The sequence below is a fragment of the Streptococcus sp. SR4 genome (assembly GCF_000517725.1).
Classification (GTDB): Bacteria; Bacillota; Bacilli; order Lactobacillales; family Streptococcaceae; genus Streptococcus; species Streptococcus salivarius_F.
In genome coordinates, this window is sequence record NZ_AZYW01000020.1 from 1 (window position 1) to 5,810 (window position 5,810).

The 5,810-nt window shown below is 43.9% G+C and carries 1 protein-coding gene; it reads left to right on the forward strand.

What is annotated here, in order from left to right; translation table 11 throughout:
• Positions 1–332: 332 nt before the first annotated feature.
• Positions 333–5,810: accessory Sec-dependent serine-rich glycoprotein adhesin (locus HMPREF1519_RS02505; RefSeq protein WP_037611127.1), on the forward strand; the 5,478-nt coding region annotated here is incomplete at its 3' end.

Here is a 5,810-nt window from a genome sequence, read left to right on the forward strand (position 1 = left end):
AGGTCTTGCCTTTCTTGCCAAACGTAAGAAAGATGAAGAAGAAAGTGAAGACTTCTAAGTCCTAGTAAGTTTAATCATTATCTTCTAGCGAGATAATCAAATATCCCCTATCGATTAGAGAGATTTCCTAATTGGTAGGGGATTTTTTTTAGTCTGATATTCTAAAAATACAAATAGTTTTAATAAGTCTTAGCGTTAGCATTATTATAGTATTTTTAGGGAAATGAAAGAAAGGATTAATCGCTAGAAAGCAATCTTGAAATGAGATTTTTTGCTTAATTTTATGATAAAATTGAAAGGAGTGTTTTAATCAAAATATAAATGGAGTATATATGTTTTTTAGAAGGAATGAAGGTCAATATCGCGAAACCGATCGTGTGACACGGTTTAAATTGGTTAAGTCAGGGAAGCACTGGCTTCGTGCGGCGACGTCGAATTTTGGTCTTTTCAAGGTGCTTAGAGGGGGTGTAGATACACCGTCTGTTGCTGCCCAGCAGGTAGAGGTGGAGGCACCTACCTTTTCAGGTCAGACAGTGCTCAAAGGAGTGCTTGCAACTGGGGCCTTGCTTGGTGGTTCAGTTGCGACTCACGTGGCACATGCGGATGAAATGACTGATCAGCCGATTTTAGAAAGTGAAGCAGGAGCTAAGACTGATCTCTTAGCTGCATCTGATTCTGTTGTTCTTGGAAATATGGAGTCTGTGTCCAGTGTTCAAGATAGCCAAGTAAATAGTCAAGAGTCATCTGAAACTGTATCAAGTCAGACTTCGGAGGCTTCTTTGAGTGAGTCCTTATCACGCAGCCAATCGGTGTCTGCATCTGAATTAGCTTCTAAATCGACATCCTTGTCATTGAGTGCCTCACTTTCAGCTTCATTAGCTTCTAAGTCGGAATCAGTAAGTCAGACGGATTCTTCTGCTCACAGTCAGTCTGAGAGTGCGCTTGGAAAAACTTCAGAGCATAGCGCAAGTGCCTCTGTTCAGTCAGTTAGCAAGAGTGATAGTAGTAGTGACTCTAAAGTGGGGATGCCTCTTGTCAGCTCGGAGTCAACCTTATTAAAGGCTTCCTTGACATCCGAAGTTCAAACGAATCGCCAATTGTCAGATACGGCGACTGGTCTGCTAGCTGCGTCAGTTGTGGCTGATGCTGAGCGTTTAGAGCAAGAAAAGCGACTCAAAGATTTAGCCTTAGACATCTATACCTATAAAGCTCAAGCTGTCGATTTGCCAAATACGGATGCTGCTATTCTCAAGGGGGATAAAGCTTTGGATGCTATTCGTGTCAGCCTGGCTGATCGTGACAGTGATGTGGCACCTACGATTGCTCAGGCTCGTCAGGCTAGAAATAGTCTTGCCAATGCGGTTCTTCGTGCGACATCTGGTCAACGTGATCCTCGTAATGGTTCTCGAATTGATGCTAATAGTAACCTCCGTGCACCTCAGTATAATTTAGGTTCGGCTAACAATGCCTTGATTTCTGTTTACAACTCTGACTACATCAATCAGGCTTATAATGTTGTTGAAACTATTCCTACACGAAATAGTATTAAAAGCATTGGCTACGCTTCTGGTAGTGATCGTGTGAATGGGATCAACGTGCCTCAGACCTCTGCATTGAAAAATAGTGCAGTGGCCTTTAATATTGTGGGGACTGTTGGGCAGACAGAGGTCGTAACGCCTGGGAAAATTTATAATGTTTCTTTTGTAGTGACTAATACGGCTAAGCAGTCAGTGACACGTACGCTTCGTATTCAGGTTTTGCCACAAAATGATGGTATTCGTAATCCGATTACGGCGGTGACAACGAGTACCTTTGTTAATGACACAAGTAGTCTCGCTCAGGCTGAAAAAGATAAGGTTTGGGAAGCATTTAAGACTGCTAACCCAAATATTGCCACTTCAAAGGACTTTAAATCTTATTCGGTTTCATCATCTGGTGTGGTGACCATTACTTATAAAGATAACACCACAAATGATGTGACGGCTCCGGTGAAGCGACTTGCAGCACCAACTGTTGAAACGAGATTATTGGACAAGGCTTACACACAGACGCCTGTAACGGTGACGGGAGCTGAGCCAGGTTCCACAGTCGTTCTATACAATAATGACGACGAAGTGGGAACAGCAGTGGCAGATGCTTCGGGTCAAGCGATTGTGACGCCGACTGTTAAGTTACAAACGGGTGGTGTAACAGCCAAAGCTCGCATCAAGTATGGTGATTATGCGGTGTATTCAGATGCCAGTAATTCCGTGGCTGTAACGGACGGAACGCGTCCTGAAGTGACGGCCAAGTTGACTGTGGATGGTGTGGAACCTAAGTCTACGCCTCTCGAAGGTGGTGGGAAAAACTATACCCTCTATGCTGGTGATGATGCTGTTTTGACTTTCACAGCTACAGATGACAGTGGCAAGCTTAAAGAAATGAAAGTCGTTGCAAGAGCCGATTTGAATGACAATGCCTTGAACGGCAATTTCTTTGGTAGTAGCCAGTACGGAACTGGTAATATTGCACCGATTACGGGAGATATCACAGCTACGACTGATAATCCTGCAACCATCACAACGACCATTCATTTGAAGGATGACCTTTATCATTCTTTCCGAAACACATGGCAACGTAATGTTGCTGCTATTGACAATGCATCAAATATGAACCGTCCAAATGGCTTGGGTGAGATTCGTATTACTCAGGGTCGCTTGTCAGATCGTACACCGGGTGTGGCGCCGACAAGCACTATTCAGGTGACCAGCCTGACTGCCCTAACAGACGCAGATAAGAGTAAGATTATTGCGGCCGTGTCTGCCTTGAATCCAGAGGTCGCCAACCGTATTAAGTCTTATACGGTTAATAGTGATGGTACGGTAACGATTACTTATAAAGACAGTACGACCAATGTTGTGACGGTGAAATTGTCGGATAGTGATTACAGCCAGTCAGTGTCGCAAAGTGCCAGTCAGTCTAAGCAGGAATCGATTTCTCAAAGTCGAAGTGAGTCTGCTAAGCAGTCTGCATCGACTAGCCTTTCATTGAGTACGGTAGCCTCAAAAAGTGTCTCAAGTTCTTTGAGTGAATCTTTGAAGACCAGCCAATCTCGAAGTCAATCCGCTTCAACGAGTGCATCTTTGAGTGCTGAGAAATCAACGAGTGTCTCAAGTTCCTTGAGTGAATCCTTGAAGACCAGCGTTTCACAAAGTCAGTCAGCCTCAACGAGTGCGTCTTTGAGTACTGTGAAGTCAGCGAGCGTTTCAAGTTCCTTGAGTGAGTCCTTGAAAACCAGCGTTTCGCAAAGCCAGTCTGCTTCAACAAGTGCGTCTTTGAGTACCGTGAAATCAGCGAGTGTTTCAAGTTCCTTGAGTGAGTCTTTGAAGACGAGCGTCTCACAAAGTCAATCTGTTTCAACAAGTGTGTCTTTGAGTGCCGTGAAATCAGCGAGTGTCTCAAGTTCCTTGAGTGAGTCCTTGAAGACAAGCCTCTCACAAAGTCAATCCGCATCAACAAGTGCGTCTTTGAGTACCGTGAAATCTGAGAGCGTTTCAAGTTCCTTGAGTGAGTCCTTGAAGACAAGCCTCTCACAAAGTCAATCCGCATCAACCAGTGCATCTTTGAGTGCTGAGAAATCGGCGAGCGTTTCAAGTTCATTAAGTGAGTCCTTGAAGACCAGCGTATCACAAAGTGAATCCGCATCAACAAGTGCGTCTTTGAGTACTGTGAAGTCAGCGAGTATCTCAAGTTCCTTGAGTGAGTCCTTGAAGACCAGCGTATCACAAAGTGAATCCGCTTCAACAAGTGCGTCTTTGAGTACTGTGAAATCAGCGAGTATCTCAAGTTCCTTGAGTGATTCCTTGAAGACAAGTCTTTCACAAAGTGAATCTGCATCAACAAGTGCGTCTTTGAGTACCGTGAAATCGGCGAGCGTTTCAAGTTCCTTGAGTGAGTCCTTGAAGACAAGCCAATCACAAAGTGAATCCGCTTCAACGAGTGCATCTTTGAGTACCGTGAAATCTGAGAGTGTTTCGAGTTCATTAAGTGAGTCCGTTTCAACAAAGTTGTCTGTGTCAGAATCACAATCAGTCTCAAATTCTGAGTCAGCCTCAGTAAGTGGATCAGTATCAGAATCACAGTCTGTATCAAATTCAGAATCAGCCTCAGAAAGTACGTCAGTGTCTGAGTCACAGTCTGTTTCAACCTCAGAGTCAGCGTCAGTAAGTGAGTCAATTTCAGTATCACAATCCGTTTCTAACTCTGAAAGTGCCTCAGTAAGTGCTTCAATCTCAGAATCACAGTCTGTCTCAAACTCAGAATCCGCTTCAGAAAGTGCATCTGTGTCTGAGTCGCAATCAGTTTCAACCTCAGAGTCAGCTTCAGAGAGTGAATCAACGTCGACATCACAGTCTGAATCGAACTCCGGTTCAGCATCTGTAAGTGAATCAATTTCAGAATCACAGTCTGTCTCAAACTCAGTTTCAGCCTCAGAGAGTGAATCAACGTCGACATCACAGTCTGAATCGAACTCCGGTTCAGCATCTGTAAGTGAATCAATTTCAGAATCACAATCAGTCTCAAACTCCGAGTCAGCCTCAGAGAGTGAATCAACGTCGACATCACAGTCTGAATCAACCTCAGAGTCAGCTTCAGAGAGTGCGTCAGTGTCTGAATCACAATCCGTTTCAAATTCAGAGTCTGCATCAACAAGTGCGTCTGTCTCAGAATCGCAATCAGTCTCAAACTCCGAATCAGCCTCAGAAAGTGGATCAGTAAGCGAATCACAATCGGTTTCTAATTCCGAGTCAGCGTCAGTAAGTGAATCAATCTCAGAATCACAGTCTGTTTCAAACTCAGAATCAGCGTCAGAAAGTGCGTCAGTTTCTGAATCACAGTCTGTCTCAAACTCAGAATCCGCTTCAGAAAGTGCGTCAATTTCTGAATCACAGTCTGCATCAAACTCAGAATCGGCCTCAGAAAGTGCATCAGTCTCAGAATCACAGTCATTGTCTATTTCAGAGTCAGCGTCAGTAAGTGAATCCATTTCAGAATCACAATCAGTATCTAACTCAGAATCCGCTTCAGAAAGTGCATCAGTAAGCGAATCACAATCAGTGTCTAACTCCGAATCAGCGTCAGAGAGTGCATCAGTTTCTGAATCACAGTCTGTATCAAACTTAGAGTCAGCTTCAGAAAGTGAGTCAGTTTCTGAATCACAGTCAGTCTCAAATTATGAGTCAGCGTCAGTCAGTGAGTCAGTCTCAGAATCACAGTCTGTATCTAATTCAGAATCATCTTCAGAAAGTGCATCAGTTTCAGAATCACAATCAGTGTCTAATTCAGAATCAGCGTCAGAAAGTGCGTCAGTTTCAGAATCACAGTCTGTTTCAAACTCAGAATCCGCTTCAGAAAGTGCGTCAGTTTCAGAATCACAGTCTGTTTCAAAATCAGAATCAGCTTCAGAGAGTGCATCAGTAAGCGAATCACAATCAGTGTCTAATTCCGAATCAGCTTCAGAGAGTGCTTCAGTGTCTGAATCACAGTCTGTATCAAATTCCGAATCAGCCTCAGAGAGCACATCAGTGTCTGATTCACAATCAGTGTCAAACTCAGAGTCAGCCTCAGTAAGGGAATCAGTCTCAGAATCACAGTCTGAATCGAACTCAGTTTCAGCGTCAGTAAGTGCTTCTGTATCAGAATCACAATCAGTGTCTGATTCTGAATCAGCCTCAGAGAGTGCGTCGGTTTCTGAGTCGCAGTCTGTATCAAATTCCGAATCCGCTTCAGAAAGTGCATCAGTTTCTGAGTCGCAGTCAGTGTCAACCTCA